Genomic DNA, 26,306 nt, shown 5'->3' with positions numbered 1-26,306 from the left:
GACTAAATTAAATAGGCAAAGCCGGAGACAGCAGGTGCTAATAACTTAATATCCTGCCGAGGTTAAAACTCTAATTGTCAGAATTACCACCCACAAAGGTGTGATAACTATGGCGTCAAGAGTCTTACTACCAACCCCGGCTATATTAGCTGGGGTTTGTTGTTTGGGTTCAGGTTGAGAAAAAACACACAACTAGGGCACTTCCCCGATTGTTTTAAGGAGGTGAGATTGGAATGGGTAGAACACTAGAAAATAAACAAGAAATAGTAGCTGACCTCAAAGAAACTTTGAGTGCGTCAACTCTGGCACTGGTAATTGATTATCAGGGGCTAACAGTTTCGGAAATCACAGACTTACGGCGGCGGTTACGTCCCAGTGGCACTGTTTGTAAGGTGACAAAGAACACCTTAATGGGCATTGCTATCAAAGACGATGAAAAATGGCAGCCTTTGTCAGAATTGCTTAATGGTTCTTCCGCCTTTTTGCTGGTAAAAGATGATTTTTCATCGGCAATTAAGGCATACCAAGAATTCCAAAAAGTCACCAAGAAGACAGAACTTCGCGGTGGTGTACTGGAAGGTCGCCTACTCAAAGAACCTGATGTCAAGGTATTAGGAGACTTGCCATCTAAGGAACAACTCATCGCCCAAATTGCTGGGGCTATCAACGCTTTGGCTACCAAGATTGCTGTGGGTATCAACGAAGTTCCTGGTTCGCTGGCTCGTGCTTTGCAGGCTGTGGCCGACCAAGAGCAAAGTGGTGGTAGCGCCGAAACCGCTGCTGTCCAAGATAGTGGCACTGAAACTGCTGCTGAATAGACTTTGTGGTTCATCAGTCAAAAGTCAAAAGTCTATAGTTAAAGACCAATGACCGATGACAAATAAATAATCAAAATTACAGGAGTTATATCAATGTCTGCTGCAACCGATCAAATTTTAGAACAACTAAAAGGTCTTTCTTTGCTGGAAGCTTCTGAGTTAGTCAAGCAAATTGAAGAAGCTTTTGGTGTAAGTGCTGCTGCACCTGTTGGTGTATCGTTCGCAGGCCCTGGTGCTGCTGCTGCTGCGGCTCCTGAAGCCGTAGAAGAGCAAACTGAGTTTGAAGTGGTTCTCGAATCAGTCCCAGCTGATAAGAAGATTGCCGTGTTGAAGATTGTCCGCGAATTGACCGGTTTGGGTCTGAAAGAAGCTAAAGACTTGGTGGAAGCTGCGCCCAAGGCAGTTAAAGAAGGTGTTGCTAAGGATGCTGCTGAAGATGCTAAGAAGCGCATCGAAGAAGCTGGTGGTAAGGTAACTATCAAGTAGTCACAATTCTATTACCACTTTTTTATTAAGGAGCCTAAGTTAGGCTCCTTTTTTTCTAGAACCGCAAAGTTTTCTGTTGCATATAAAACAATACGGTTCAGTTAAGGCTAAAAGTCTGTTACCAAAGTCAATTTTTTAACGAACCGCCAAGGCGCAGAGTACGCAGAGAGAAGAAAGAGATGCTTAACTGAACTGTATTGGCATATAAAAATACTATTAAGTATTAGAACGCTCATTTGTTGTAAAAAGAATAAGGGTTATATTAAGTTGGGTTGATTTGCTTTCTTACCCATTGACGAAATGCTTTAAGCGTTGGACTTCTACCTAAAGTTCGGCTCTGTTCGACAAACTGGGGAATTTCTTTAACAATGGGCAAGTTGGGAAAATTAGAACTAATTTCAGACTCAATGTATTTGCCATCCTGAAGAATATTAATTTGTAGCTTGCCATTTTCATATCGCCACAGTTCAGGAACTCCTAATGCTTCGTAGGCATCCAGTTGAGTTTTGGAAGTCACATCAACTTCAATTGCAAGGTCAGGTGGCGGGTCAACCCTCAAGTCTATTCGCTCTTTACCAATCATTTGAGCATGATTTTGAATGTAGAAAGAATCATCAGGCTCTACAACAAAAGCCATATCTTCACGTTTGAAAGTGGTTGAGCCAAATGTTTCACAGTCAATTTCTAACTCTTCCAACAGAATTTTCACCAAATCCCCAATGATAACTTTGGCTTTTTCATGCTTGGGTAATGGCATTCTCATCTCCAAAGTTCCCTGGCTGTAAGCCAATCGAGTGGCTCGATGGTCGCCAAGTTCTTCTAAAATTGCCTCAAATTCTTGCCAGCTAACATCGTGGAGTATTACTCTATGTCCCGGCGGAACACTTAATTGTCGCAATTGAAGTGTTACCATTACTTCCCATTCAAATTTCAGGTTTAGATTGTAAAAGCCAAGATGTAACTATCCTAGCAAAAAATAATCTTGAAACATCAAATCTTTTATTTCTGATATGTGCAAAAACGAAGTTTTGTGACTTTAGTGATATTTTAGGGAAAGCTATAACTGTAGCTTCTCTATTAGAACAAGGTTGAGAAATAGTTATAGATTTAAATGGGTTAATTTGGACTAAAAACGTAACACCTATAGATGGTGAAATTTGGGCTTATAAAAACATAGATACTATATATCCAGACTTAAATATTTTTGCTTTACATTGGAGAAATTTAGAAAAGAGAGACGAACTAAATGCTAAAACCCCACAAGAAGGTGAACTGATAATTTTAAGACAACGTAGCAAAGTAACCCACATTGTTCAAATGCTGAACAATCAACTTTATCCTGACAAAAATGCTGGAGATGAATTTAATATTTATCGGATTGTCCAAGTAGTTTGGATGACGGATAATTGGGATCATCCTCCAGATAAGAATACAGTATTTGGTTATGATATTAATTTCCCTCCCAATGGAAAAGCAATAAAGTTGAAAAATATACAAGGATTCCAAGAACGGTGGAATATAGAAGGATTAACGTTTCAACAGCACGTTCAAAACCTATTAAATATTAATTAACAAAAAGCCTTGCACCTTTAAGTGCATGGCTTTGATTTGAAATCAATCTAAAATTACCTGCCCCTTCTATGAATAACTCGTTCAGCAACCTTTTCCGACACACTAGAGATGGTCATATTTTCGGTGGAAAGAACCAACGCCAAGAGTGAACGTTGCAAATAATGTATAGTGTATAATTCATACAATTAAAATTATGTCAAGCCATTGACCCGATCAGAAAATTTTAGGGCTTTGAGGTTCCTGTTTCTGGCTGGATCATAATAGGCACTGCGCCTTTTTCAGAACCAATAATTACCAGCTTAGAATTATTAGATTGAGCTAGCTTTTCTGTGGCTTCAATCGCTCGTAATTGCAGCACTTGGTTGCTAAGTCCATTTGAGAGAATTTTTTGGGAATCAGCTATACCTCGCGCTTCAATCAGCTTTCGTTCTGCCTCTTGACGCTCTTTCTCTAAAACAAATTTCATCTGCTGATTTTCTTGCTCTGTCTTGAGTTTATTTTGAATTGCAGCTTGTAGAGTATCAGGCATTTTGATGTTTCGTAAAAGAGCTTCCTCAACGATGAAACCCAAAGCTGGTATCTCTTGGGTAAGTTGTTGGTCAATTTTTTGGGCGATTTCTTGGCGTTTGGTAGAGTAAATAGCATTGGCTGGGTAATTTGCCGTGATGGCGCGGACTGTAGAGCGGAATCTGGAAATTACCAGTTGAGTTTCATCAGTTCCAATTGTTTTATATACTGTAGCTGCCTTTTGCGGATCGAGCTTGTACTGAAGACTGACATCAAGATTTAGGCTCAAACCTTCTTGGGATGTTGCATCGACATTTTCCTTTATATCCTTAAGGCGAGTAGAAAAATTCAGCACCTTGCTAAAGGGGTTAAGCAAGTGGACACCAGGATTAAGAGTAGTTTCGGAAACCTCACCAAAGAAATTGACGACACCGACATTACCAGGTGGGACAATCACCAAAAGCCTAGACAAAGAATTCAGTACTGCAATACTGCCAATCAATATCATAATTCCACGTATTGCTAAACGCGACCTTTCACTAGATATCTTATCTGTATTGAGATAAACGAGAATTGCAATTAGGCTAGTTACAAGAGAGACTATAAAACCCATGAGTTTTTTGTGTGTAGTTAAGACGAATTTGCTTAATCACATAATTCCCAAACGCTTTTATGAAATTCATATCATTTCAGACAAGTTAGAGGTTTACAAATCTTTTTACAGATTAAAAAAGATTCCCGACTTTTCTCAGAAGTCAGGAATCTTAGCTTTGGAGCGATGCCGGCGGCAGGCATTGCCTGCGCTACTCTACAATTAATTCAAAATCAAAAATTATACCAATTCAATTTGCAACACATCCTTGGGTAAAGACGCGATGAATCGCGTCTCTACAAATTGCGATGCATCGCGTCTCTACAAATGGTCTATTTGTCGCATTACTTTTTCAAATTGGTATTACTTGCCGTTGCCGTTACTACCATTGCCATTGCTGTGAATGACACGTTCAGCAAGCTTTTCTGGTACTTCCTGGAGATGGTCGTATTCCCAGTGGAAGGAACCAACGCCGAGAGTGAGCGATCGCAGCTCTACAATAAAATTCTGCATCTCTGCTTGTGGTAAGTATGCAGAGACATTATCCCAGCCTTGCCAATCGTTTCTGCCTTCATAGCCTAAAATTTGCCCCCGTCTACCACTCAACAGTTGCAGCACTTTGGAGGTAAATTCGCTCGGTGTGGTAACATCTACCCGCAAAATCGGTTCTAACAAGGTAGGTTCTGCTTGGGGTATCCCCGTTTGCATTGCCAATCGGGCAGCTTGCTTAAATGCTTGTTCGGAACTATCAACGTTGTGATACGAACCATTAGTCAGAGTTACCGCCACATCCACTATTGGGAAGCCTAAAGGCCCGTGTGTCAAAAATTCCCGCACGCCCATTTCTACGCCAGGAATGTACTGTTTAGGAACCACGCCACCGACAATAGTTTCATTAAAGTTAAAACCTGTTCCGCGTGGTAGGGGCTTGATTTCGAGAAAAACGTCACCAAACTGTCCGTGACCACCGCTTTGGTGTTTGTAGCGCCCATGAACTGAAGCCACTGTTTTGCGGATGGTTTCTTTGTAAGGCACTTGTGGTAAGTGGGTTGTCATTGGCAAATTATATTTGCGGCGCAGTCTGTCTAGGGCGACTTGTAAATGAATTTCGCCTTGACCCCACAAGATAACTTCGTGGGTATCGCCGTGTTGTTCCCAAGCAAGTGAGCAGTCTTCTTCTAACAACTTGGTGATGGCACTGCTGAGTTTGACTTCATCGTTGCGCTTTTCTGGTGTAATGGCGAGGGCATACACTGGTTCCAACTCTACAGCTTTGGGTAATTTTATTACCGACTGCTGTTCTATAGAGATTGTATCGCCCGTCTTGATTCCTTCTAAACGGCTCAATGCAACAATTTCACCAGCACTAACTTGGTTAACTGACTGCTGTTGCTGTCCCATGAGGCGGTAAATTCCACCAGTGCGAATGCCATTGAGGACGATGCCATCAGTTAATTTGCCGCGCCAAACACGCACCAGAGAGAGTTTGCCACCTTGGGGAGTGTAGTAAGTTTTTAATACCTGCGCTAAAGCTGTATCACCTTTGATGTTTTTTAAACGACGTTCTGCTGTAGTTTCAGGTTCGGGGGCTTCTCGTAACAAGGCTTCTAATAGAGGTCTAACACCATAATCTTGTTCTGCTACACCAAAGAAAACGGGCACTACTAAATCTGCCCCTAATTCCATTTTTAAATCTTTGAGGATTTCCTCTTGGGGTGGTTCGATGTCTTCTAAAAGTTCTTCGAGTAAATGGTCGTCAAAATTTGTTAAAGCTTCGAGCATTTCTGCCCGTGCGATATGTTCTTCTTCTTTTAAACTTTCGGGGAAGGGGATGGGGTCAGCTGGTGCGCCTGGATGATATTTATATGCCTGTTCGCTCACCATATCAATAAAACCGGTGAGTTGTTCCCCGTTCATGATGGGATATTGATGCGCTACCAGGGGACGGCTAGATACTGCTTTCAGGGCGTGCAACGTTTCTAGGACGTGAATATTTGCCCGATCCATTTTGTTGACAAAGACGAGGTGGGGAATTTCCCAATCGTCCAGGAATTTAAATAGAGGGGCAAGGGTGAGGACTCGTTCGCGGATGGGTTCGCAAACTACAATTGCTGCATCGACTCCGATTAAAGCGTTGTACGTTTCTTGAGCAAATTCTATACTCCCCGGACAGTCAAGAAAAGTGAAGCGAATGCCGTTATACTCAGTGCTAGCGGCGCTGACTTCTACACTCATGTGGCGATCGCGCGACTCGGCTGCACTATCTCCCACTGTATTGCTGTCCTTAACACTGCCTTTGCGGGAAATTGCCCCTGTGACAAATAACAAGCTTTCTAGTAAAGTGGTTTTTCCACTTAAATAAGGCCCGACAATTGCAACGTTCCGCGAACCCGATTTTACTTTTTCGTTCATAAAACCTCCCTTGCGGTAAGTTTTTTATAACCGCATGATTCTGTATATATCAAGGGTTAAAGAAGAATCCAGCTATTCTGAATTCAGGATTCATAAATCTTGACAGTAGCAAGTCCGCAAGCGTCTTAAACCGATTTATTTCTTTGCCAGTCGTACAGAATTCCAACTGAATTCTGGCTCCTGACTCCTGAATTCTATTTGAACAAAATGGTTCTCTGGAGTCAAAATTATCCCTTCTTTAATTCGTTATTATCCTCCCTTTAATCGAAAGTTAAAAAAATTGTAGCCTGTCGTAAGATTTAGCTTAAGAAAAATTAAGGATCGCAAATTTTTATCCCAAATCAAAAACTTTTGTAAAAAACTTTTTATCAAGTAAATTTAACTAAAAGTGTTGCGAGTCAGAAAATCAATGAGATTATCATTCTTTAAATATCGCATAGCAGGGTTAGTAAGTTTGATGCTGATTATGAGTATTTCCTCTCCCTCTCTTGCTCTATCTCCTCCTGTCGCCTCAAAGTTGGCACAATCTAATCCTAAAACTGCCGTAGACTGGTTAAACCAAGGCTTACAAGCAATTCAGGCGGGAAAGGTACAAGATGCGATCGCAGCTTTTAAACAAGCAGCTAAATTAGATCCGGCATTGGCACCAGCGCACTATAATCTGGGGTTAGCGTATCGACAAACGGGACAATTACAACCCTCTGCGGATGCATTTTATCGAGCAACACAAGCCGATCCGAAATTTGCTCCAGCTTTTGCTAATTTAGGCGGAGCGTTGTTAGAAGGCAATAATTTAAAGTTAGCTAACGATTATTTGCAACACGCCTTAGAACTCGATCCCAAACTCGGATTTGCCCACTATAACTTGGGGTTAGTACGAGAACAGCAAGGAGATTGCGAACGAGCGATCGCATCTTTTAAAAAAGCCGTAGAATATAGCAAAAATGCACCAGAACCTCCTTACCATATAGGGATGTGTTATCTTCAACAAGGTAAACTAGATCAAGCCAGAAGTGCATTCTATCAGGCATTAAAAATTAATTCCAAGTATCCAGAAGCTTACTACAATCTCGGTTCAATTTTTTTTCAACAACGTAAATTACAAGAGGCATTAGAGGCTTTTAGAAAATCAGCCGTAGCTAACTCTAACTATCCCAACGCTTATTATGGTGCTGGGTTAGTTTTTATCCAGTTACAGCAATATGGCGATGCAGTACAAGTATTGCAATTTGCTAGAGATTTATACAATGCTCAAAAAAATCCCCAATGGGCGAAAAATGCCGAGCAATTGTTACAACAAGCACAAAATTTAAATTACCAACCTCGCTGAGGCACAAAAACTTAATATTGCATAACATAAAACTATTGGGTTGACTCGCTGGTGTTGTCTGAACTTGTCCCGATTGGAAAAATGTATATGCAAAAGCGCCAGAAAAGTCGATTTTTATTTAGCGATCGCTGGCTCGATCGGCAATCAATTGTTCGCAACATGGAAGCCTTTCAAGACTTAATTGTGATTGTTTTGTGTTTGGGTTTGTTCGCCGTCATGCTAATCCAATTGTGGGGGATAGCTATCGCCCTCATGCAGCCACTAGACTATAAACATGTGACTGCAAAAATACTATTTGTGTTGATTTTAGTCGAGTTATTTCGACTATTAATGGTCTATTTGCAAGAACATAGTATCTCTGTAGGAGTGGCAGTTGAGGTAACAATTGTATCTCTACTGCGAGAGGTAGTAGTTCACGGAGCGCTGGAAATTTCTTGGGTTAATACGCTTGCAATTTGTGGTTTGTTATTTGTTTTGGGTGGACTACTCGTGGTATGTGCTAAGACACCACACATGGATTGTATGAGTGCTAATACTAAGTTTTGCCCGGTTGTGTATAGGGGAGGTAGAGAACGCCAAAACGAGTTGGAATTGCAGTATTCACGTCAATGTGACGAGAATCAACCGCTTGGATAAATTGTTATGAAAATGGGGAGTGGGAGAGACGCGATTCATCGTGTCTCTAGTAGTCTGTCAACCCAAAAATGCGCTTGTGAGGACTGGGGAAACGGGAAAGGGAATTCATGGTAAGGGATTTAAACCCTTTACCCCGCCAAGTTCACTTGGTGGACAAAAGAGTGGAGAGTGGTGAAAAAGTATTTTCCTACTCTCCACTCTTTTGTTTGAGACTATATCAGGAACTTGGATGGCTCTGAAATCTAAAAGGGTATAACCTACTTTTGCAAGGTACTTCCGACGTATTGAAATATACTCTTTTTGGAAGATGAATCGCTCTTTAAGGGTGAATATAACGTTAATTAGAAATTCTAAAAGAGGTTCAAGCAATGGCTACAAATACAGGTAACGGACAATCTCAAACAGCGATTAGCGACTTGGAGTATGATTTTATCACCGTTTTGCACAACAAGGCTGAAGCTGTTAAAGCTTACGATACATACATCAAAGATGCAGAACAAGTAGGTTCTCAACCTTGTGTAGAGTTGTTCCAAAAATTGCGGCAATCTGATATTGAACACGCACAAGAGATTCGCCAACATCTACAACAAGTGCTGCAACACGGTAAGATGTAACCCAGATTTTGAGTTTGTAGGCGTAAGCCTGTCGTAGACATCGCTTCTAGTTTAGTTTAGCTAAAACCAAAAGAGGCGATGTTTAAAACAGGCTATGACGCTCTCTACGAGACACTAAAAGCGTAGCTTGCTTCTTTGTTCGCGTAGCGTTCCGCAGGAAAGGAGTACGCTATCGGCGTCACACTTGCTGATTAAATTAGAGGCAAGCACTGCCCACTATAAGATAAACTAATTTTGGGCTGCTTGCTCTACTTGCGCCACCGTTAAATCGAGAGCCACCGCCACTTGTTCTACACTCAATCCCAATGCCAACAATCTGGGAATAGCTTCTAACTTAGCTTCCTGGCGACCTTCCTGGCGACCTTCCTGGCGACCTTCCTGGCGACCTTCCTGGCGACCTTCCTGGCGACCTTCTTCTAAGCCATCTGCCTTGATTGATTGATACATCCGCGTTTTTTTGAATTCGTCGTCTATACCCAACATTTCTGCTAACTCCTCTCGGCTTAACCGGGTAAATTTGTACAACAGAATAGTCTCTATCAATTCTACAATTTGCTTGCTGGTAGATTCATCTGCCAGTTGTTGCCTCGCTTGTAAGATCAATTCTCTACCTTTGTCAACAGCTGTCTCTTCTCTTTCGATAATTAATTTAACGATCGCAACTTGAAGTGAGTTCTCCCTCGTATCTAATTCATCTAGATAAATGCGTTGCACTTGTGAACTGTCTAGCAGCAATTGATATGGTAGCCGATCGTTTGGATCTAAATTTCGTTGCGGATAGATAACAACTGCACGCCAAAAATTGACTGATTCGTTTTGACGCAAGTAAAGAAAGATTTCGGCAAAGAAGCGTCTATAAAAATTTGCGTCTAATTGAAACTGAACTTCACTCTAGTAATTTGTGGGGAATGGGGAATGGAGAATGGGGACACTAATAAAGATCAAGAAGAGTAAAATCACCCCACGCAAGAGAAAACCAGCCATAGGGACGAAACAAGCGCAAGTCATCCCTTAGAGGAAAGCTTTCTAAGTGAAAAAGAAAAATAGTAATGTATAGTGCGCCATTTCGAGTAACACGAAATTTAAACATCAACTTGGCTCCCAATATTTACTTTTACCAGTTCTCGAAACAATAGCCGCGCCCCTTTAGCTGCAACTCGATTCCTGACAAGCTTCACCGGACGACCAGATGCTTTTTCAGCGTCTAACTGTTCGCCTAAAGTTTTACCAATCTCATTTTTAAGCCGCGATATCGCTTCGGCTCAATCCTGGTATAAACCCATTGCCAAAGCGATTTTCTACACAGATCCGACCCACCAACAACTTTGGTTTTTCGCTTATCACCGGATGCCTCTAGGTTTGGAGCAACTCCCAAAGCTTTCTGAAATCTCCTTAATGAAAGGTGGCGTTTGGTTGGTTTTTTAGAATTTCGCCCCTGGCGTATTCTTACTTCTGGTTTACCATCTGCACCCAGGAATCCTTCAATGGGGTAAATCTGGGAAATAATCACCGCAGTTAGGCGATCGCCAAATCCAAACTTTTTGAAAACTGCGCGGTAACGGTCAAATCGAGAGTCAGTAAGCAATTGGCGTAACTCTGTCTCGATGACGTGTTCCTCAAGCTGGAGGTCACAGATACGTTTTGCGTGTTCTCGAACTGTTTGGGTGATTCCCAAACCGACAGATTGAGAGTAGAGGCGGTCGTAGCGGCTGCTTTTCCGAACTCCAGCAAGCCAACCCCAGAGTAAAGGCGCAAGACCTGCTTCACCCCGTTTCGATCGCACCAGTGCCACCTCTGGAAACTGCCAAGCTAAATCTTGACGCGCACGATTTACGATCGGGGACTGAACGCGGTTGAGATGTGCCAGCCGCAAAACTAGTTCTCGAATTTTGACAATGGCGCGATCGCGAATTTGCACAAATCGCCGCGGGTCTTTCTGGTAATCAAAGTAGTAACAAGCCAGTGCCAACGCATCGGCATCATCGTCTTTATCTGGGAGCGCTAGGTGATTAGCTCGATAATTTCTCAACTCCTTGTGACCAACTAGCCGCACTTCTACACCGGCGCGGGCCAAGTGAGTGCCCCAAAGCTTGCTGTAGTTGTTGCCAGTTGGCTCTAGCAGTGCGATGTCCGGCTTGAGCGCGAGTAAATCTTGAATACCCTTGGCGTTAGCGCTTAAGCAAAAAAACGGACATTCATAATAAAATTGACGTGGATCTTCGGGCTTATCCGTGAGCAGACAAGCTGAAACTGAGGACTTGCTAACATCAAGTCCCAAAATTTTAATCATTCAGTTCCTCCTGGGTGGTTCTGTTAACCCTGATGCCATGCCTGCGAATCACCCGAAGGCCACAACAGCCTAATTCACTCTCAAGGCAATGCCGCAGCGCGAACTGCGGCGACATAGGGAGGGAACAGCACAGTTACAGCAGCCGAGCTTATGAAGTTCAGAAAGCCATTAAAGCTTGATTCAACAAAAAAGCCCTAAGCTGTTGTGTGTATGTGCTGTACGTCGGATTTGGAGTCCGTCCGCGACGTGAGATTAACTCACGTTTCGGCTACCGGACAAAGTAGCCCACGCTGTTAGCGCGATCGCAATTACGATTCATCAGGCGGTTATAGGCTTTCGAGAGTGGTGATAATTATCGCTGCATCTTGTTGCAGTATTTCTTGAGTGTCTTCTGTGGCATTTTCACATTTTGAAATAAACTCAATTAAGTTTTCTAACTGAGCTTTAGCCCTAAGTAGTTTGTGCCATTCAATGTAGTAATCCCAAGATGGATCTGGTTGGGTAATATTATTAGTCATTACATATAATCCTCATCATCTTCGTCATAATTGTCGTCTTCTTCATCTTCGGTTTCGGTGACAACTTCACTTTCTACAGTCACAGCAGTAAGCAAATTTCTGAATTGAGGCATTGAAGGAGCAGCAGGATTTAGACCTTGAGCTTTTAAGAATTCGGCTGTTGCATCCCATTCTTTGCGTAATGTATTTAGCTTCTTTTCTAATTCAGTACATTCGCGCCAAATTTTACTCCTCTCATCGTAAAGGTCTTCGGCTTTTTTTCCGACAATTCTTTTAGCTCTTTCTCGCAACTCTTCTACAATTGACTCAATAGATTCTCCTTCATTTAATTCAACTGAAAAACCAATTCGCTCGTTGCTGTAGCTGCCAATTGAAATTAGAAAGTGTGCGTGGATTGTTTTAATTTTCATAAGTGTGTGCTATTTTTTACTTGTTTGAATCGATTAATCAATTGCGATCACACTCCTCTGACCGCGATCGCTTTTAACTTTTGAACGGCTCCATAACTCTGCTAGCAATCCCAGACACAAAGCCCAGCGACACGCCACACCAGACGTAAGAAGGTCTAACAAAGAGAGTGGCGATACCAATAACACCAGACCAAAACAGACCGGTTGCTAATATCTTCAATCCTTTACCCTGTTCATGGCTATTGAGGGCTTGGGCAATGATCCGCGAGTTCTCCAATGAGGTAGTAATTTTGAGAATATCCGCTTGGCATTCGCGCTCAATTCGCGCGATCGCATCTCGATCCGCCTTGACTGGAGACGTTGCCATTTTGGTAAGCACCAAACCCAGCACTTCGTTACCATCCATTCCTCTGTCCCTCCTCTAAAATTTGCTGCAATCGCTGTTTGCCTTTCTGCCACTGCCCGCCCCCCAGCCGCAACACATCTTCTATAACGTGAGTTTCGCCCTTGACTTCAAGTAGCGACTTCACAGCTAAATAGAAGTCCTTGGTAACTGAAGTTGAAGTTTGAAGTTCATGACTCCGATCCGCGCTCGGCTCTTTGTACAAGTGTTCCAGACTTGTGGTTAGCTCCTCCTTAACTTCCTTAGGGTAAGTCGGTGCGTCGCCGTAAACTTCGTAGAGCGCTTGCTCTTGCTGCTGGGTATGCAGTGCAAATTCAGTTTGTTCTAGTTCTTGATTCATGGCTGCAAGTGCTGCGCGTCGGGCATCCTGCACAATCAGCCGGCGCGACTCCTGGACAAGTTGCACTGATGCAACAAGCGCCAAGCTGTAGCTAATTCCCTTTGCGATCGCGGGAACTGGAGAAAGTGCAGTCAGCCAAAAAGCTGTTGCACTAGCTAGCAAACAGTTGGTTTTTAACCACCTATCAGCCATGACAGCATTCCTCCCAGAACAATCGAAACTGCGATCGCAATCAGCAAGGCGTAATAATCCGGCTCAGACAGTTTGAGAAAGGGCCTAACAGCATCATCTGTGAGCAAGGCGATAGCCAGCCCAGCGCCGGACATAATATAGACAACCCACATCACACGAAACAAAGCAGGATGCAGCGCCCCTAGCCAAGCCACAAAGCTAGAGGCGATACACCCCAAAAGGAACCAAGCCCCCAGGTGTACCGCCTTTGCCATTAGTATTTTTCCTTGACCTTGGCTTTGAGTTCGTCAATCCGTTGCTGTGCTTTGTTTTCGGCGCGGTCTAGACCAAAACCTAACTTTGCGTATTCTGGTCTGAGGGCGTGCAGATGTCTAGCTGTGGAAGCGTCAGCGCGTTTTTTGGTGAGCTCGCTGTCTGCGACTCCCTTGATGTAGGTACGATGGGCAGTGTGTACCTGTGCATCAGATTGTTCAAGTTTTTTGAGCGATTTGTAAGCGCGTTTCGCCTGGCGCGCTTCTTCTGTTTTTTGGGTTGCAATTCGCTTGAGTGCATCAGCCTCAGCCTTATTAAAGTAACGTGGTGTATCATTGACGGGTGCTGTCCTGACAGTCTCCCAACTCCCCGCATTCACTGGGTTAATGACGGTTGGATCTGTTGGTGACAGTACCCGATTTTTATCTATTCCGTGGCCGCCCGCGGAAAGCGTTGATTCATTACTTTTGTTGCTGGACTTTGCAGCGCTGGTAATTCGTGCAAGGATTCCCATTGTTTACTCCTATCTACAAACTTGGTTTTTGACTTTCTCAAGCTGTTGGCTTTGGGCCTTCATCTCGCGCAGTTGCACTTGATCCGCGCTTTGGTAAGTGGAGATTGCACCCATGCTTAAGCCGGCGACTAATGCAGCTGCAAGCATGACTAAAAAAGCAGCGAGATTATTCCCGGCTGGCGTGGGTTCTGGTATATCTGGGTAAAATTCCCCGGTGAATGGTACAACTTTACTGGTGCGTTGCTGTTTAGTCTGTTTCATCTCCTCCCTCTAGCAACATCGGCTGATATGTGGGTAAGAGTAGATGCTCGGTTCCCGCGTTCAGGGCGGCGCGGAATGACAACTCGACTATTTTGCGTTGTTCGGGTGTGGGATTAAACCGCATCTGTTTTATCCGTTGCAAGGTGCGACCGGGTAACTGTCGGTAATATTCATTTGCTAGTCGCTGTGCGTCCTCCTCTAATAGCGACTCAAGTAAATCGGGTGCGTCGGATTCTGCATCAAATTCTGCATCATCCTCAGTTGCGTTTTTCGTTGCACGGCGGCTGTGCAACAGTTCAATTCCCGCTTCAGTCCAGAGTTTCTGCTTGTGTTCATCAACCACAAGGTGAACATCAATTTGAAATACCCCAGGATGTCGGCTTAACCACGAACGAATGGTACTTTCTGGGATGCCAGTCAATCTGGCGGCTTCAGGAGTGGTGTGCAGTTGCTGTGTCATTTCTGCCGCATTGCTGAGTAGATTTTTGTACTGTCTCCTCGTAACAAGGTGGACTGCATGGAACGCTGTACACACCTAGCTCAAATAATCGGCAGATGCCGCAGTCTTTACAGTCTCCTTTACTGCTGCTCATAGTTCTGCCCCCATCTGACTTGGGAAATTATTGCTTCCATAACTCCTCCCTGGTCGGAGAGTGAAAGCTCATCTCTCATCTGTTTTGCAACATCAAAAATTTGCCCCCGAACATCTCCCTCTAGCTGGCAACCAATGTGTGATGCCAAAACGGTGAGAATAACCAGTTTTTCTCGTTTGGTCATTTTTTCAAATGTGCTGCCATACTCCTCTTGCAGTCTTTCTAAAAGTGAATTGTCGCCGGGGGTGTAAGCGGTGTAGTAGCCTAACGGCTTGCTCATTTGGTAAAATCTCCTCATTGATAATTGATAAATTTCCATTTGCATTGAACAAGGCGATCGCTTGCGAGCAGTGATTGCCTTTTTATTTGGGCATCAGTCAAAGGGTATTCCGCGCAAGGTCAAGGCGCGGGTGCTTGCTCCGGTTGCAACGCAAAGGGTTAGGCGTTGGGGAGATTTGTTTTATGGATTTACGGATATCCATTAATCCATAATATTGCATATCTAGATATACTAGTCAATAATGGATTTCTGGATATGCAATAATCGAGGTATTCACCAATGGAAATAAAAAATGGTAGGAAAAGGTCGTCCGAGGTCAGGCAGAGAGACCAAAGGAGTCAGTTTAAAAGTCAACCCCGAAGCTTGGGAACTCTTTCAGAGACTAGCGCAGAGCATGGGGCTTACTCGCTCGGAACTTCTGGAGAAGATAGCAACAAAAGAGATTCCCATACCTCAAGATCATTCACAAACAGCTCAATACCTGGGAAAATAATCAGCCAGCTAGTTGACGAGACTGAAAAGCAGCTGGCCTACCACGAAGAACAAGCAGAGATCCTAAGAAATAGGCTCAAAGAGCTAAAAGAAGTAAGCATAAACCACAAAGAATAAAGCCGTTTACCTGCTTGGGTAGACGGCTTTATTCGTGGCTATCGCCTCACTTCAAACCGGAGTGCGATCGCCACGAACTGCTGCTTTAGTAATGAACTCCAGTAAAACTTGAAGTTAAGCGATGACTAACAATATTCAGAGTTACAAGGAAGAATTCAAATACAAATACGGGTATCCTCTGATGCTTTCATCAAGAGAACCCGTAGATGGTGGAATGAGTTGCTCTACCAACTCAATTCACTATGGAAATTCTACTCACGATTGCTTTATTTATTGCATTCTTCTTTCTGTTTAAACAAGAGAAGGCTTTGGGGAAATATGCACAATCTACAATACTGTTTACACGGGCTGTAGACCAATACCAAGAAGCAGTAGAAGGCTACAAGGAAGTTATAGCTGAATACCAGCAAGCTATAGAGCTTTTCACACAAGAGATAACAGAGTATGAATTATTACTCAAAGAACACGGCATAAATAAACCCAACGCTGAACCTACCCAACAACTAATCCCCCCGCCCCCGCCCCAATTCAGTTCACACAAACAATCACAATCAAAAACGCCACAAACCCAACCTTCTCCAATTCCACCCAAAGATATGCCATTGCCAAACTTGAAAGCAATGAAGAGACAACCTAGTAAACCAAAAGCAGTATCCAAGAATAGCCCACTATACAGAGAATTTCTTCATTTACTCAACGGTAATGAAGAAACCGCCAATCGGTTGATTATACGTCAACAGCAATTGAACCCAGACAAATTAGATAACTGGATTTTAGAAAAAGTTATTGGCGATTTAAAACGTGATCGGCGTGCTTGATTGACCAAAGCGCTCGCCTCACTTCAACTCGGAGTGCGATCGCCACGAAGATGTTACGGGGTGCGAAGCATGAAAGTGATTCTAAAAATCAGTACCGGACAAATAGCTGAAACAAGGGAATTAATCGGCGTTCTTGAATTGCCCCAATTCATTTTCAGCAAAGGACATCTTTACCAGCTAGTAGAGCGAAATCTCTCAGAGGCAACTTACCACTGGGAGGAATGTTTTCTAATGCCAAATGACCAATGACTAATGACCAATGACTAAAGCAAAACTCTTATCAAAGGCAGTTCGGGCTAGAAGCCTCGCCGTCTACGAGCTAGACCAGCTCATCAGCTACATCCGCACCATTGACTCAGACCTGCAACCGCATCAAGCGATCGTGCTGACAGCATTTGTCTTAGCCGATCTGCCAAACCTATTCAAGCAAAATCCTGAGTTAGTGGATCGCATAAAAGAGATAGCAGCGAATATCAAGCAAAAGAATACTCGCAATTGATCAAAAAAACCAAAAAGCCACCGTTAGATTTAGCGATCGTGGTGGCCTTCTGAAAAACAAACTAATAGTATTATGCCAGAAAATAGAGAAAAAAACTCACTTCCTTGGACGGAAGAACATGAAGCATTCTGCTACAAACATCATATCTGCCCTGCTGCGAAATCACTTTGGCAATGGCTAATGAGGCAGGGTGCAATAGCTGAAGATATAGAACCAGATTTATCAGAATTTAATGCCACAGTAGCCAAAGCAAGAGGTAAAGGATACTCACATAATTATCTCAAAAAGATATTTGACCAACTAGTAGAACACAGAGTTATACAAGTCGTTAAACAGTACAGTTGGAAGATATTTAAGTTACTTGTAAGACCCCTTGAGTGGTTGAAGCCACCGAGAAAGAAGCGAGAAAAAAACTTACAAAACCATAATTTAAGTTACAAAACAGACCCATCAAATCATAAGTATCTCGTTCCGGGTTCTATACAGCAGCAGCATTCTAATTCCGATATCAACTTGGAAACTCTAGAAGAAGCGGGTATACATTTTGACTCCACAGAGAAAGAAGTGCTTGAACGTCCAACTAATGAAATAAAGTTGGCACTTTTAATGTTTAATCTCCGTGGTAGTTTAGATAAAATTTTTAATCCAGAAGGATTTATACGGCGATGTTTACGCGAGCGTTGGTGGGAGTTTCCGCGCAATTATAACCGTTTACTTGAGATGTTTGGGAACTCTACAGAGTGGGATGAATTATTCCCATCTGGTTAGTTTCTATGTATAAAAAAACGGCCGTTACAGCGGCCGCGAATTCTATTACTTCAAAAACATTATGAAACATAATTCTGATGTACCTGGGCAATTAGCATTATTTACTGTTGCACCAACTGAGGAAAGGATTACCATTCACGATCCTTACTGGGATGAAATACTTGCGCCCCAACATGAGGAGCCAGAACAGAGGTGGAACCCTGCCCACTTTGGGGAAGTACCCCGCAAGTTAAGTGACAACGGACAACTGACAATTTTCTTTGATGATAGCGACGAGCCACCAGACCCAGACGATTATCAAAACCTGGATGATTATCATCAAGCCTGGGCTGAGTGGGAATTACGTGTTGGGGCGCAAGTTACATCCAACACAACCGTAGAATCATGTGTTGGGGCGCAAGTTTCAACTGATACCAAAAAAGTTGCGCCCCAACACGATGCCCACTGGATAGAGAAATACTGGGTCGAGCGGTCTGGTAATAAATATTGGTATTTTCGGTATTGCTGGATGGTTGGTAGGAAGAAAAACCGCCTTTACCTGGGTAGTGTAACCAGCATCCTTGCTAAACGTAAAAAAGCAGATATTGAAGTTTGGATTGCAGATGGTAAATTACCATTTGAGATTGAGGAGTTAATCCGAGGCTGGAAGAATGAATCGCCCACCATGCCCAAGATGCGACCAAACAACGCTAATTTTTAAAAACGGTAGCTACAAGTTAGCCAGTGGGGCTATTGTGCAGCGCTGGTTTTGTCAGCGCTGCCGTAAAGCATTTAGCCCAGCAGTTCAGGAGATTGCTGAATCAACTTCTGAAACTTCCGTAGCTCATCCCATGCACGGGTGCTAGTATCCAGCTTCCTAGAATTCTGGTTAGGGTGGTAATTGTGGCGTTTAAGTTCGATGTAGCGGTCTATCAGCCCAAGGGTGAATTCCTGTAAAAAATCCCCTTTCAGCATGGGGATCTGTCGAGATTTATCAGTTATCAGTTTGGAATCTACCGCTCTAGCGTAATCCAAAATGTCATGCTCCAGTACAATCGGCACGCGGATCAATTTTGTCTTCCCACCATTCCACCCAGCATTCCAAGTTGTAGATTTCCGCCCACCTTTAGGCATTTCGCTTCCCCTATTGCCTGTTACAAGGCAATATTTTACAGGAGTTGGGAGTTATGAGTTATGAGTAAAAATCCACATCTGGGCGGCGATGCCCTCAAGCACCTTGAAGAGATTATCCCCGACACCCATGAAATGAGGCTTGTTGGGCTAATTGAAGCCTGCAAAATAATTCAAGTCGATCTGAATCTTGGCAGAATTGATGAGGCTAAAGAGTTTTTAGCGTTTGCGATCGCCGAAGCAGAAAAGCCTTGGTCGTCCGCTCTCGCTCTTCCCTCAGCACCCAATGACCAATGACCATATAGTGTCAAGCATTCTCAATAAGCTGAAGCTGTGCTGAGGGCCTCTAAAAGTGAGTTGAAAGTATTGATATTTCGTAGTATCTTGCTTAAAAGCAAAATTTTTATTGGGAGTCAATTTCATTAAGCCTTCAATGCCTAATGAAAAGCGATCGCCTACCTTACCAAGGCGATCGCAGTGTTGCATCTGTGAGTAACATCTACTGGTTTGAGCTTATTCCCCGCGGCGACGGTTTGTCATAAGTTTGGGTAAATTTGGTCAACTTCATCCCACGCCTGATTAGTAAGATTTTCTAGTGCCATAGCCAAGTACACCGGGTGATCGTACTCGCCCTTCTGCAAGCGCTCAAAGAAGATTTCGATTTGGAGGAATAGGAGGTTGGGGTTCATAGAGTTGCGATCGCGCCTCTTCTCTCATCCGTCTCAATTTCATAGTAAGGGTCAAGCCCTTTATTATCGCGGTGTCCAGTGAAGGTGCGAATAGTTTCTTTCGGGATTCCATTTTTTCTGAGTCGGTTAACAAAGCTCCGTCTCATGCTGTGAGTGGATATTCCCTTCGCTTCATACCCTGCTTTCTCCACCGCAGCCATCAAAATGTTGTAGGCATTTTTCCAGACAATCGGCTTAGTTCCACATCTTGACGGAAATAACCATTCACTGCTTGTTTGTGGGTTGTATCGCTCCAAAGACTCCTTCAATATTGGATGTACTGGAATTTCTGTCGTGTCGGCTGTCCCGTCTGGTCTATGCTTTCTGATGATTGCAGGAAAGATGATATCTGTTTTAGCAATACCTGGACGATCGTAAACATCGCTAATCTTCAGCTGCACCAAAGCCCCCCAGCGTTCCCCGGTGAACCATCCAATGTCTAAAAGCAACTTGTACTTCTCTGTTAGGATTTGTTGTCGGACTTTGGAATATTCAGCGTTTGTGATTACAGCAGCTTTTCCTTTTCTGTTACTCTTTGGCATATAGAAATTAAAATTGCGTGTTCCGCTTTTACCTGAATCAGAGGTGAAAGCGGAATTACTTAAATATTTACCATTAGCAAATATTGGCTCAATCCTATTCCTAGCAAAGGATACACGGCATCAGTGAATGTTCCACTTCTACATAAAAGTGGAACATTTACTTATTTTTGGCTAACGAATACAACGGATTTATTCACAACATCTAAATCCGCTTTTATTTGAAATGGAACCAAATTTAGGTCAAGTTTTTGGAACTGGTACAACACGTTTAGCATCTGGGGCTACCACCACTACATCAGGCTTATTTATTCCTGATAGTGCTTTTGTCGCAGTAGGCTTGGCAACTCCTACCACGGCAACCGCTGAAGGGCATTTAGTAGCAATTGTAAAAAATGCTGAGAGCTATTTGACACAATCAAATTTCGATTCAAATATCGACCAATCATTAATTGTGACGGATGGATTTTCTAGTTTTACAACTAGAGGGACTGACAATACACCTTACAGACAAGATCAGAAAACAATATCACTCGCCAAACCTGATACTGGCTCTACTATCAACCCCGGCGATTACTAATGTCTTGTACTGTAACGGTGTATTATTCGGCAACGGCTATCCCAGGAACTCCCTCTGCGGGACAAATATACCCTACACAGAGTTACTCAATTAATGTTCCAGATGGCAACTGGATTGGTGAGATGGTGAGTGCAGGGAATGGTTTTGGTCCCTGCCCTGGTGTAGCTCAATTCTGGGTTCAAGCACGAGATCCCTCTACTGGTGAAATACTAGGCGCAGCGAATACAAATACTTGCGCTGATGTGGCTTTTCTTTACTACACCAATTCTTGTCCACCATCCCAACCGGATAATTCTCAACTACCTCACGATTGCATTAATGGCGCTTGCATAAAAAAATCTACCTACAACACACCAGGGATATACAAATCATTGAGCGAATGCGAAATCGCTTGCGGCACTGGCTGTAGTGGCAAGTGTATTAGTAATAGCGATTGGGCGGAAATAGAGGGCTTATCCAATCAATTAAAAAATAGAAATTGCGGCTAAATATGAGTACATTAAGCGTAATTGGAGCCATGCAATCAGCGCTTGATTGTGCTGGTAAATGCGATTGTTGCGATAAACTACAAGCACAAATCAATGACATCAAAGCACAACTTGCCAGACTAAAAAATGTAGATGAAGATTCAATTGTTCGCCGCTCGGTGAAAGCTTCTGAGGCAAGTATTATTCCTCAGATTCCTGGCATAGCTGAAGTTGCTGCAACTGCAATTGCATCAGGGTTGATTGCACCTTTACGACCAAAAATACAAGATGCTGTTGACAAAGCATCTGAAGCTATAGGTGTAGCAAAATCAGCAGAAAACTCAGCATCTAGCGCTATTAGTAGAGCTACGGTAGCTGATCTGAAAGCGGCTCAAGCTGTCAGGGATGCCGAAATAGCGACTTTTAGAGCGAACGTAGCGAACGGAGTTGCAACCGAGGCAGAGAGGAGGGCTGTAGCTGCTTACGATAAAGCGATAGGGGCAGAGGTTAAAGCCGTCACAGCAGAGAGCAGTGCTGCACGAGCGATCGGGGAATCTGGAAAAGCTATTGCCGAAGCTCAAGGTGCGACAGCAAAAGCAGTAACCGCAACGAATACAGCACTAGAGGCAAATTCAGCGGTAGGAGGTTTAAAGGGTATCGTTGAGGGGTTGAAAGGAAAAGTTGGAGCTTTAGGAGAAGCGATCGCCCGTGCCGAGGCTATAGCCAATCAAGCAATAATTAAGGCAGCAAATGCAGTAGGAATCAGTACTGAGGCCTTAAACGGTATAGGAAGATTAGCTGGGCGAATCGCTGAAATTTTCAATATCCTTGGCACGTTTGCAGTATTGTTTGAGCAATTAGCAACCCTTAATGTACTAGGCGGTCGCATTGATGCTGTAGAGGCTGGTCTTATAGCTCTTGGTAATAGCGTGTCAGGTATTTTAGGTAAATTGCTTGGCTTGCAAAATCGCATAGGGCGCAACGAAGCGCTCACTGCTGAGGCAAAAAATATCGCTCTTGATGCCAAAGGCATTGGTGAAGCAGCAAAACTGCAAGCCGGGGCAGCGCAGGTGACGGCGACACGTGCTGAAAACTTTTCACAGATTGCTAACAACAACGCCAAAACGGCGCAAACAACTGCTGACGGTGCGGTGAGGAATGCCACGATCGCGAATGAGAACGCAACCACTGCCTACAAGAAAGCGAATGAAGCGCAAGGAATAGGGGAACAAGCAAAGCGTATTGCTGGTGATGCCCTGGGCAAAGCAGGTGTGGCGCTGACTACGGCACTCACTGCGATCGCACTTTATCAGGGCGTAAGGTCGCTACGTGGATTGCAAGGTATACCTGGCATTCCTGGAAGGCAGGGAGAAAGGGGATTGCAAGGTATCCAGGGAATACCAGGCATTCCAGGGAGAGACGGTGTTACAACCCTAGTCACTTTACCCGGCACGCCTGGGCCAAGAGGACAAACAGGAAGGCAAGGTGTACCCGGCATACCGGGAAGGAATGGAAGAGACGTGAATCCAGCAGAAGCAGCTTCCTTGAGAGCGCTGATTATTTCACAACACACTCAAACTCGTGCAAACAGTACAGCACAGCACGCAACAACAAGATTTTCTATACTCACGCCAATCATGGCCGCCCTAGCACCGATATTTGCTGTCTGTCAGCAAATACTAGCTGTAGTAAGTGCTGCAAGCAATGCTGCACAATTGGCCTTACTTAATATCATCAATAGCAAGCTTGGGGCACAAGTCACGGGAGGTATTAGCGGGCTGGTAACGAGTGTTGCTCAAAACACTTATATAGAGAAAGCACTGGCGGTTCTGACATTCGCCACCACATTACACAATGCGCTGATGCTGACAAATAACTTAGGTCAGACACTCGGAAGCATTATTAATACAATCTTGGGTTTAGTATTACCAAAAGGTCTTGATGGTACACCTATTGATGTTGGCGCTGTTCTTGGTAAGACCGCAACAACTCTTATTCAAGATGCTATTGGTGCAGATAATTACACCAAGCTAACCCAAGAATGGGCGATGGCTAACAGAATTTATCAAGCATCAGCAAATGTATTTAACGCACTAACAAACGCAGTAAGTACAACCATAAACGCATTAGAAGTTATCGGTAGTCATACAGCAAAAATAGGTAATGCTCTCAAATACTGGGGCGTATTGGGTCAGAAAGCTTATGAATGGTTTCACCCTAACCCCAATTTTCACAACAAGTATTTTACCTTCCTAAATAATGCTGAGGCTGGGGCTAATACTATCCAGGCTGTAGTCCAAATTCCGGTAAGTATTGTTGATGCTAAAAATCAAATCGATAGTGCCAACTCCGAATTCAAGTCAGCCATCAAAGGTGATAAGAATACCGATGGCACTCCAAAAGAAAGTGGTATTCCAACTGAAGAGAACAAGGATAAGAAAAACGAGGTTGAGCAATCAATTGCTAACTCTCAGCCATTTAGCTTTGACTTCTCCGATTTGTTTGATGGAGAAGATTAATAATGGCAGATATCCCAGATGATTTTAACCCGTTTGAACATCTCCAACAAACCTATAGAACTGAATTCAATCGGCGGGTAGATAGATTTTTTAGGGATGTTGAAGGAAATGGTGATTTATCATCGCCGCGGGCATCGTTAAAATTAGCGTGCAGAATTGCCGATGACGACAACGACGCAATTATGAATATGCGTCATAATTTATTTTTTAATGTAATCGGCTATAGCAGAAAAAATTTAGCTGTAGTTTATGGCAGTAAATTTGATACTGCTCCCCCAGTTGCTGGGCATCCACAATTATTTTTTGTGTTTTCACAAGATGAGTCGGCCTCACCTCCTGAAGAATCACCAATACAGCATGAAAAATCTGTCAGATTGATGAAATTCTCTTGTGCTTCTGGAAACGCTAAACCAGCTATTACCAAAGCAGATATGACAGAAATAGCCAACGAAATTAAAACTACTTTTTTATCAAGTAGTAGAGGAATAACTTATACCACAGGAAATAAATCAGCAAGTTACACCGATCCTGATAATGGATTTCCTAGAGGGAATTACATCTTAGTCAATAGTAAAGTTGACGGAGTAGAAATTTATGAGAAAATTTGCAACGTAATTGATGTACCATTTCACGCAGACAGGGTATTACTGAACGATCCGGATAAACCCAGCACAACAACGGCTACAGCCGGAAAAACTACAATTTTAGGCAAACAGGTACAAAATCGACGGTATAGACCTGTGTCACTCCTGAGATTCAGAGGTGCTTACATCTCTCTAGGTAATCTTGTTCCACCTGTATTTCTAATTGATACAACATTCAGGAATCAGGGATTAGTCCGTTATCCCTGAGATTAGATGAGTACTTTGGGGTAACTGCGGTAGAAAATAAAGGTAAAAACCTATTAGGTTTCCGTACACAATTCTAAGGATTTTAAAGGGCTAGAGTTGGTGAAAACTGTAACTCTCACCAATAAAATTTATGGGGTTTAGAGACCTGAATCGGTATCCTGCACAGAAAGCTCGATATGACCAATACCTAATATGGCTAGAATCCACTCCAGCACAACGGCAAGCAAAGTTTGCTGCTATTACTGACGAAACCAAGCGGGCAAGGGCAGAAAGAGAAGATGGCTATGTTTCTCCATTTGGCACGGCTGGCACTACCAAGATTTATCTTCCCACTCAACTGATCAAGAGTGGACAAACTGGACAGGGTGCTGGTGTGGCTACAGTGCTTTTGGGGCTGCTTGCTAGCCGTACTACTACAGCTACCGAATTTGCCGCATTAACCACGCCAATTAAGATTGACACGAAAAAATTTAAGTTTGCCAAGCTAACACTCACTTCTGTTGTGCCTGGGACTGTCAAGAAAGCTAGTCGAATTACTGGTGCTGAGTATAAAAAGCCCGATGTTGATTCGGTCACTTCGCCTTTTGGTCAAGGGACTGGTGGTGAAGCCTACGACGCAGCTGTTTTGGCCATCGAAGAAACAACAGAGTACGTGACCTTCATTGAAGGAAACGGCGGTAAAAATCGGGCTAGATTCACTCCTGAAGGCTAATGAGCAAGATAGCAGAGAGAACTGGAATTATTTGGACTCCAGACGATCCGTTAGACCTGCTATCTGTTGATGTTGATGGCAACTGTTCCAAATCTGAATTTCAGGGAATGCTTGCCATCAATCAAGCGGGTAGAGATTGGCTGACTGGGAAAATTGACATCGTTGAATATCTCGATAAGTTGGAGCATTACGGTATTCCTAATCCGTTTGAAATTTTAGATGAATTTGCCGAACACGTTGATTTTGTAATCTCCCATGCTTGATGTATGACGCGCAATTTACAGCTAGGGATAGAAAGTAATTGGCATTTGCAATACAGTGATTCTTTCCCGGCTGTAAGTTACTTGAATGATTCAGCAGGGAAACCGATCTATCAAAGAATAACTGAAATAAATATTCCTGTAGTGTTTGATAAACCTATTATTGCCGTGTCTGTTAACACTACTGTTCCTGTCGGAGCAATTTGGAAGTATGCAGGATATTTACGCCGCAGTTTAACAACTGGCTTGGGCGCAACTTTCGTTGGCGGAGCTGAAAGTTTATTTTTAGGTAAGTTTAATTTAATAACTTTTGACGATCTAAATATTAATTATTCTCTATCCCTTCAAGTTCCTAAATGGTTTATTAATGCCAATATTGCCATTTATCAATATGAAGGAAGCGATACGACAAGCCTAGAAGATGATGTTCAGGCGATAAAAACATCGCTTGGTATATAAAATGAAAATTGACATTAACAATGCCTTAACTATTATTCTTGGCTTGCTTACTTTGATAGGAGCTATCTACCGATTAGCACAGGTGGAAGCTAATATCAATGCCAAAATTAACAAAGTTGAAATTACTGTTTTGACAGCCGTCGATCAACTTAAAGATAACTTTGTCGATCGCTTATATACTGTTGAGCGGAAAGTAGACGTGCATCTAACCGAATACAGCGAAAAGAAGCTTTTTGTTGAGTATCGTCTGAACGGTATTGAAAGCATGGTCAAGCACAAGTTTGATCGACTGGCTAACTGGGTTAAGCAAATAGCTGGTTTCCTCAACAAACAGTCTAATTTTCAAATCCGAGATGACAAGTTCTAG

At 43.1% G+C, this 26,306-nt stretch carries 35 protein-coding genes, 2 pseudogenes and 1 other annotated feature; of the genes and pseudogenes, 21 read left to right on the top strand and 16 right to left on the bottom strand.

The genetic code is table 11. The features are described 5' to 3' along the window. Positions 1-3: 3 nt before the first annotated feature. Positions 4-170: a sequence feature (ribosomal protein L10 leader region), on the top strand. A 63-nt stretch (positions 171-233) separates the two neighbouring features. Further along, entirely contained in the window at positions 234-818 is a 585-nt protein-coding gene (gene rplJ, locus NSTC731_RS00185) for a 50S ribosomal protein L10 (RefSeq protein ID WP_445629081.1), read from the top strand. A gap of 93 nt (positions 819-911) precedes the next feature. Continuing rightward, positions 912-1,304, top strand: coding sequence for a 50S ribosomal protein L7/L12 (gene rplL, locus NSTC731_RS00180; RefSeq protein ID WP_445629080.1), 393 nt, complete (start codon positions 912-914; stop codon positions 1,302-1,304). Positions 1,305-1,566: 262 nt separating this feature from the next. Here rplL and NSTC731_RS00175 read toward each other — a convergent pair whose 3' ends face one another. Then, positions 1,567-2,217: a Uma2 family endonuclease gene (locus NSTC731_RS00175; protein WP_445629079.1), complete on the bottom strand. Its 651-nt coding sequence runs from the start codon at positions 2,215-2,217 to the stop codon at positions 1,567-1,569. Positions 2,218-2,621: 404 nt separating this feature from the next. Between NSTC731_RS00175 and NSTC731_RS00170 the strand changes: the two genes are divergently transcribed. Then, positions 2,622-2,876, top strand: coding sequence for a hypothetical protein (locus tag NSTC731_RS00170; protein WP_445629078.1), 255 nt, complete (start codon positions 2,622-2,624; stop codon positions 2,874-2,876). Between the two features lie 223 nt (positions 2,877-3,099). On the opposite strand, the gene NSTC731_RS00165 is transcribed toward NSTC731_RS00170, so the two are convergent. Beyond that, complete coding sequence (locus tag NSTC731_RS00165) at positions 3,100-3,996, bottom strand: SPFH domain-containing protein (protein ID WP_445629077.1); 897 nt, start codon at positions 3,994-3,996, stop codon at positions 3,100-3,102. Between the two features lie 342 nt (positions 3,997-4,338). After that, the gene (locus NSTC731_RS00160) at positions 4,339-6,387 is read right to left on the bottom strand and encodes an elongation factor G (RefSeq protein WP_445629076.1); all 2,049 of its coding nucleotides are present in this window, start codon (positions 6,385-6,387) and stop codon (positions 4,339-4,341) included. 409 nt (positions 6,388-6,796) lie between these two features. On the opposite strand from NSTC731_RS00160, the gene NSTC731_RS00155 reads away from it, so the two are divergent. The 3 genes from NSTC731_RS00155 (at position 6,797) to NSTC731_RS00145 (ending at position 8,967) form a co-directional block, all read left to right on the top strand. Then, positions 6,797-7,717: a tetratricopeptide repeat protein gene (locus NSTC731_RS00155; protein WP_445629075.1), complete on the top strand. Its 921-nt coding sequence runs from the start codon at positions 6,797-6,799 to the stop codon at positions 7,715-7,717. An 81-nt stretch (positions 7,718-7,798) separates the two neighbouring features. After that, a complete protein-coding gene (locus tag NSTC731_RS00150; RefSeq protein ID WP_322686257.1) occupies positions 7,799-8,353 on the top strand; it encodes a phosphate-starvation-inducible PsiE family protein in 555 nt (184 codons plus the stop codon). 368 nt (positions 8,354-8,721) lie between these two features. Further along, a complete protein-coding gene (locus tag NSTC731_RS00145) occupies positions 8,722-8,967 on the top strand; it encodes a hypothetical protein (protein WP_322686256.1) in 246 nt (81 codons plus the stop codon). Between the two features lie 228 nt (positions 8,968-9,195). On the opposite strand, the pseudogene NSTC731_RS00140 reads toward NSTC731_RS00145, so the two are convergent. From NSTC731_RS00140 to NSTC731_RS00090, 11 genes and pseudogenes are all read right to left on the bottom strand, one after another. Next, a pseudogene (locus tag NSTC731_RS00140) lies at positions 9,196-9,843 on the bottom strand (Rpn family recombination-promoting nuclease/putative transposase); the annotation flags it as partial. Between the two features lie 206 nt (positions 9,844-10,049). Beyond that, a pseudogene (locus tag NSTC731_RS00135) lies at positions 10,050-11,257 on the bottom strand (IS110 family transposase). Positions 11,258-11,583: 326 nt separating this feature from the next. After that, positions 11,584-11,775, bottom strand: coding sequence for a hypothetical protein (locus NSTC731_RS00130; RefSeq protein WP_445629074.1), 192 nt, complete (start codon positions 11,773-11,775; stop codon positions 11,584-11,586). Then, the gene (locus NSTC731_RS00125; RefSeq protein ID WP_445629073.1) at positions 11,775-12,185 is read right to left on the bottom strand and encodes a hypothetical protein; all 411 of its coding nucleotides are present in this window, start codon (positions 12,183-12,185) and stop codon (positions 11,775-11,777) included. The genes NSTC731_RS00130 and NSTC731_RS00125 overlap by 1 nt, the downstream gene beginning before the upstream one ends. A 73-nt stretch (positions 12,186-12,258) precedes the next feature. Continuing rightward, positions 12,259-12,591 (bottom strand): hypothetical protein, encoded by a 333-nt coding sequence (locus NSTC731_RS00120; protein ID WP_445629072.1) that lies wholly within the window; start codon positions 12,589-12,591, stop codon positions 12,259-12,261. Next, the gene (locus NSTC731_RS00115) at positions 12,581-13,120 is read right to left on the bottom strand and encodes a hypothetical protein (protein ID WP_445629071.1); all 540 of its coding nucleotides are present in this window, start codon (positions 13,118-13,120) and stop codon (positions 12,581-12,583) included. Before NSTC731_RS00115 ends, NSTC731_RS00120 begins: the two co-directional genes overlap by 11 nt. Continuing rightward, positions 13,102-13,374 carry a hypothetical protein gene (locus NSTC731_RS00110; protein WP_445629070.1) on the bottom strand — a complete coding sequence of 91 codons (273 nt, stop codon included), beginning with the start codon at positions 13,372-13,374 and terminating at the stop codon, positions 13,102-13,104. The genes NSTC731_RS00115 and NSTC731_RS00110 overlap by 19 nt, the downstream gene beginning before the upstream one ends. After that, entirely contained in the window at positions 13,374-13,886 is a 513-nt protein-coding gene (locus tag NSTC731_RS00105) for a hypothetical protein (protein ID WP_445629069.1), read from the bottom strand. The genes NSTC731_RS00110 and NSTC731_RS00105 overlap by 1 nt, the downstream gene beginning before the upstream one ends. Positions 13,887-13,895: 9 nt before the next feature. Continuing rightward, positions 13,896-14,147, bottom strand: a complete 252-nt coding sequence (locus tag NSTC731_RS00100; RefSeq protein ID WP_445629068.1) for a hypothetical protein — start codon at positions 14,145-14,147, stop codon at positions 13,896-13,898. Continuing rightward, positions 14,134-14,607 carry a hypothetical protein gene (locus NSTC731_RS00095; RefSeq protein ID WP_445629067.1) on the bottom strand — a complete coding sequence of 158 codons (474 nt, stop codon included), beginning with the start codon at positions 14,605-14,607 and terminating at the stop codon, positions 14,134-14,136. Before NSTC731_RS00095 ends, NSTC731_RS00100 begins: the two co-directional genes overlap by 14 nt. 119 nt (positions 14,608-14,726) lie before the next feature. Next, positions 14,727-15,020, bottom strand: coding sequence for a hypothetical protein (locus NSTC731_RS00090; RefSeq protein ID WP_445629066.1), 294 nt, complete (start codon positions 15,018-15,020; stop codon positions 14,727-14,729). Positions 15,021-15,299: 279 nt separating this feature from the next. Between NSTC731_RS00090 and NSTC731_RS00085 the strand changes: the two genes are divergently transcribed. From NSTC731_RS00085 to NSTC731_RS00060, 6 genes are all read left to right on the top strand, one after another. Next, a complete protein-coding gene (locus NSTC731_RS00085; RefSeq protein WP_445629065.1) occupies positions 15,300-15,629 on the top strand; it encodes a hypothetical protein in 330 nt (109 codons plus the stop codon). A 242-nt stretch (positions 15,630-15,871) separates the two neighbouring features. Beyond that, positions 15,872-16,447, top strand: coding sequence for a hypothetical protein (locus NSTC731_RS00080; protein WP_445629064.1), 576 nt, complete (start codon positions 15,872-15,874; stop codon positions 16,445-16,447). Between the two features lie 69 nt (positions 16,448-16,516). After that, positions 16,517-16,696, top strand: a complete 180-nt coding sequence (locus NSTC731_RS00075; RefSeq protein WP_445629063.1) for a hypothetical protein — start codon at positions 16,517-16,519, stop codon at positions 16,694-16,696. A 10-nt stretch (positions 16,697-16,706) separates the two neighbouring features. Next, positions 16,707-16,946 carry a hypothetical protein gene (locus tag NSTC731_RS00070; protein WP_445629062.1) on the top strand — a complete coding sequence of 80 codons (240 nt, stop codon included), beginning with the start codon at positions 16,707-16,709 and terminating at the stop codon, positions 16,944-16,946. A gap of 72 nt (positions 16,947-17,018) precedes the next feature. Beyond that, entirely contained in the window at positions 17,019-17,714 is a 696-nt protein-coding gene (locus NSTC731_RS00065; RefSeq protein WP_445629061.1) for a hypothetical protein, read from the top strand. A gap of 61 nt (positions 17,715-17,775) precedes the next feature. Further along, on the top strand, positions 17,776-18,414 hold the full coding sequence (locus tag NSTC731_RS00060) for a DUF4102 domain-containing protein (protein ID WP_445629060.1): 639 nt from the start codon (positions 17,776-17,778) through the stop codon (positions 18,412-18,414). A 71-nt stretch (positions 18,415-18,485) separates the two neighbouring features. Here the strand turns inward: NSTC731_RS00060 and NSTC731_RS00055 are convergent, their stop codons facing one another. Then, positions 18,486-18,827 (bottom strand): hypothetical protein, encoded by a 342-nt coding sequence (locus tag NSTC731_RS00055; RefSeq protein WP_445629059.1) that lies wholly within the window; start codon positions 18,825-18,827, stop codon positions 18,486-18,488. 60 nt (positions 18,828-18,887) lie between these two features. Between NSTC731_RS00055 and NSTC731_RS00050 the strand changes: the two genes are divergently transcribed. Then, positions 18,888-19,121, top strand: coding sequence for a hypothetical protein (locus tag NSTC731_RS00050; protein ID WP_445629058.1), 234 nt, complete (start codon positions 18,888-18,890; stop codon positions 19,119-19,121). A 388-nt stretch (positions 19,122-19,509) separates the two neighbouring features. On the opposite strand, the gene NSTC731_RS00045 is transcribed toward NSTC731_RS00050, so the two are convergent. Beyond that, on the bottom strand, positions 19,510-20,094 hold the full coding sequence (locus tag NSTC731_RS00045) for a tyrosine-type recombinase/integrase (protein WP_445629057.1): 585 nt from the start codon (positions 20,092-20,094) through the stop codon (positions 19,510-19,512). A 223-nt stretch (positions 20,095-20,317) separates the two neighbouring features. On the opposite strand from NSTC731_RS00045, the gene NSTC731_RS00040 reads away from it, so the two are divergent. The 8 genes from NSTC731_RS00040 to NSTC731_RS00005 all read left to right on the top strand — a co-directional run bounded on the left by NSTC731_RS00040 (position 20,318) and on the right by NSTC731_RS00005 (position 26,306). After that, complete coding sequence (locus NSTC731_RS00040; RefSeq protein ID WP_445626457.1) at positions 20,318-20,671, top strand: hypothetical protein; 354 nt, start codon at positions 20,318-20,320, stop codon at positions 20,669-20,671. After that, positions 20,671-21,159: a hypothetical protein gene (locus NSTC731_RS00035; protein WP_445629056.1), complete on the top strand. Its 489-nt coding sequence runs from the start codon at positions 20,671-20,673 to the stop codon at positions 21,157-21,159. Before NSTC731_RS00040 ends, NSTC731_RS00035 begins: the two co-directional genes overlap by 1 nt. A 2-nt stretch (positions 21,160-21,161) precedes the next feature. Beyond that, complete coding sequence (locus NSTC731_RS00030; RefSeq protein WP_445629055.1) at positions 21,162-23,657, top strand: hypothetical protein; 2,496 nt, start codon at positions 21,162-21,164, stop codon at positions 23,655-23,657. 2 nt (positions 23,658-23,659) lie between these two features. Next, positions 23,660-24,508, top strand: a complete 849-nt coding sequence (locus NSTC731_RS00025; protein ID WP_445629054.1) for a hypothetical protein — start codon at positions 23,660-23,662, stop codon at positions 24,506-24,508. A gap of 130 nt (positions 24,509-24,638) precedes the next feature. Further along, positions 24,639-25,220 (top strand): hypothetical protein, encoded by a 582-nt coding sequence (locus tag NSTC731_RS00020; protein ID WP_445629053.1) that lies wholly within the window; start codon positions 24,639-24,641, stop codon positions 25,218-25,220. After that, the gene (locus NSTC731_RS00015) at positions 25,220-25,483 is read left to right on the top strand and encodes a hypothetical protein (RefSeq protein WP_445629052.1); all 264 of its coding nucleotides are present in this window, start codon (positions 25,220-25,222) and stop codon (positions 25,481-25,483) included. Before NSTC731_RS00020 ends, NSTC731_RS00015 begins: the two co-directional genes overlap by 1 nt. A gap of 3 nt (positions 25,484-25,486) precedes the next feature. Then, a complete protein-coding gene (locus NSTC731_RS00010) occupies positions 25,487-25,939 on the top strand; it encodes a hypothetical protein (protein WP_445629051.1) in 453 nt (150 codons plus the stop codon). A gap of 1 nt (position 25,940) precedes the next feature. Continuing rightward, positions 25,941-26,306, top strand: coding sequence for a hypothetical protein (locus NSTC731_RS00005; RefSeq protein ID WP_445629050.1), 366 nt, complete (start codon positions 25,941-25,943; stop codon positions 26,304-26,306).

Source organism: Nostoc sp. DSM 114167, from assembly GCF_052692655.1.
The sequence above is the reverse complement of the archived record's forward strand: the minus strand, read 5'-3'. Positions and strand labels throughout refer to the sequence as shown.

Coding starts and splice junctions, on each gene's coding strand:
- NSTC731_RS00105 (WP_445629069.1), bottom strand. CDS start 13,886: ATGGGAATCCTTGCACGAATTACCAGCGCTGCAAAGTCCAGCAACAAA.
- NSTC731_RS00170 (WP_445629078.1), top strand. CDS start 2,622: ATGCTGAACAATCAACTTTATCCTGACAAAAATGCTGGAGATGAATTT.
- NSTC731_RS00100 (WP_445629068.1), bottom strand. CDS start 14,147: ATGAAACAGACTAAACAGCAACGCACCAGTAAAGTTGTACCATTCACC.
- NSTC731_RS00035 (WP_445629056.1), top strand. CDS start 20,671: ATGTCTTGTACTGTAACGGTGTATTATTCGGCAACGGCTATCCCAGGA.
- NSTC731_RS00110 (WP_445629070.1), bottom strand. CDS start 13,374: ATGGCAAAGGCGGTACACCTGGGGGCTTGGTTCCTTTTGGGGTGTATC.
- NSTC731_RS00155 (WP_445629075.1), top strand. CDS start 6,797: ATGAGATTATCATTCTTTAAATATCGCATAGCAGGGTTAGTAAGTTTG.
- NSTC731_RS00175 (WP_445629079.1), bottom strand. CDS start 2,217: ATGGTAACACTTCAATTGCGACAATTAAGTGTTCCGCCGGGACATAGA.
- NSTC731_RS00090 (WP_445629066.1), bottom strand. CDS start 15,020: ATGAGCAAGCCGTTAGGCTACTACACCGCTTACACCCCCGGCGACAAT.
- NSTC731_RS00160 (WP_445629076.1), bottom strand. CDS start 6,387: ATGAACGAAAAAGTAAAATCGGGTTCGCGGAACGTTGCAATTGTCGGG.
- rplL (WP_445629080.1), top strand. CDS start 912: ATGTCTGCTGCAACCGATCAAATTTTAGAACAACTAAAAGGTCTTTCT.
- NSTC731_RS00055 (WP_445629059.1), bottom strand. CDS start 18,827: ATGCCTAAAGGTGGGCGGAAATCTACAACTTGGAATGCTGGGTGGAAT.
- NSTC731_RS00130 (WP_445629074.1), bottom strand. CDS start 11,775: ATGACTAATAATATTACCCAACCAGATCCATCTTGGGATTACTACATT.
- NSTC731_RS00080 (WP_445629064.1), top strand. CDS start 15,872: ATGGAAATTCTACTCACGATTGCTTTATTTATTGCATTCTTCTTTCTG.
- NSTC731_RS00065 (WP_445629061.1), top strand. CDS start 17,019: ATGCCAGAAAATAGAGAAAAAAACTCACTTCCTTGGACGGAAGAACAT.
- NSTC731_RS00060 (WP_445629060.1), top strand. CDS start 17,776: ATGAAACATAATTCTGATGTACCTGGGCAATTAGCATTATTTACTGTT.
- NSTC731_RS00125 (WP_445629073.1), bottom strand. CDS start 12,185: ATGAAAATTAAAACAATCCACGCACACTTTCTAATTTCAATTGGCAGC.
- NSTC731_RS00025 (WP_445629054.1), top strand. CDS start 23,660: ATGGCAGATATCCCAGATGATTTTAACCCGTTTGAACATCTCCAACAA.
- NSTC731_RS00005 (WP_445629050.1), top strand. CDS start 25,941: ATGAAAATTGACATTAACAATGCCTTAACTATTATTCTTGGCTTGCTT.
- NSTC731_RS00145 (WP_322686256.1), top strand. CDS start 8,722: ATGGCTACAAATACAGGTAACGGACAATCTCAAACAGCGATTAGCGAC.
- rplJ (WP_445629081.1), top strand. CDS start 234: ATGGGTAGAACACTAGAAAATAAACAAGAAATAGTAGCTGACCTCAAA.
- NSTC731_RS00085 (WP_445629065.1), top strand. CDS start 15,300: ATGGAAATAAAAAATGGTAGGAAAAGGTCGTCCGAGGTCAGGCAGAGA.
- NSTC731_RS00010 (WP_445629051.1), top strand. CDS start 25,487: ATGACGCGCAATTTACAGCTAGGGATAGAAAGTAATTGGCATTTGCAA.
- NSTC731_RS00030 (WP_445629055.1), top strand. CDS start 21,162: ATGAGTACATTAAGCGTAATTGGAGCCATGCAATCAGCGCTTGATTGT.
- NSTC731_RS00070 (WP_445629062.1), top strand. CDS start 16,707: ATGACTAAAGCAAAACTCTTATCAAAGGCAGTTCGGGCTAGAAGCCTC.
- NSTC731_RS00040 (WP_445626457.1), top strand. CDS start 20,318: ATGGAACCAAATTTAGGTCAAGTTTTTGGAACTGGTACAACACGTTTA.
- NSTC731_RS00115 (WP_445629071.1), bottom strand. CDS start 13,120: ATGGCTGATAGGTGGTTAAAAACCAACTGTTTGCTAGCTAGTGCAACA.
- NSTC731_RS00015 (WP_445629052.1), top strand. CDS start 25,220: ATGAGCAAGATAGCAGAGAGAACTGGAATTATTTGGACTCCAGACGAT.
- NSTC731_RS00165 (WP_445629077.1), bottom strand. CDS start 3,996: ATGGGTTTTATAGTCTCTCTTGTAACTAGCCTAATTGCAATTCTCGTT.
- NSTC731_RS00150 (WP_322686257.1), top strand. CDS start 7,799: ATGTATATGCAAAAGCGCCAGAAAAGTCGATTTTTATTTAGCGATCGC.
- NSTC731_RS00095 (WP_445629067.1), bottom strand. CDS start 14,607: ATGACACAGCAACTGCACACCACTCCTGAAGCCGCCAGATTGACTGGC.
- NSTC731_RS00120 (WP_445629072.1), bottom strand. CDS start 12,591: ATGGATGGTAACGAAGTGCTGGGTTTGGTGCTTACCAAAATGGCAACG.
- NSTC731_RS00045 (WP_445629057.1), bottom strand. CDS start 20,094: ATGCCAAAGAGTAACAGAAAAGGAAAAGCTGCTGTAATCACAAACGCT.
- NSTC731_RS00075 (WP_445629063.1), top strand. CDS start 16,517: ATGAAAGTGATTCTAAAAATCAGTACCGGACAAATAGCTGAAACAAGG.
- NSTC731_RS00050 (WP_445629058.1), top strand. CDS start 18,888: ATGAGTAAAAATCCACATCTGGGCGGCGATGCCCTCAAGCACCTTGAA.
- NSTC731_RS00020 (WP_445629053.1), top strand. CDS start 24,639: ATGGGGTTTAGAGACCTGAATCGGTATCCTGCACAGAAAGCTCGATAT.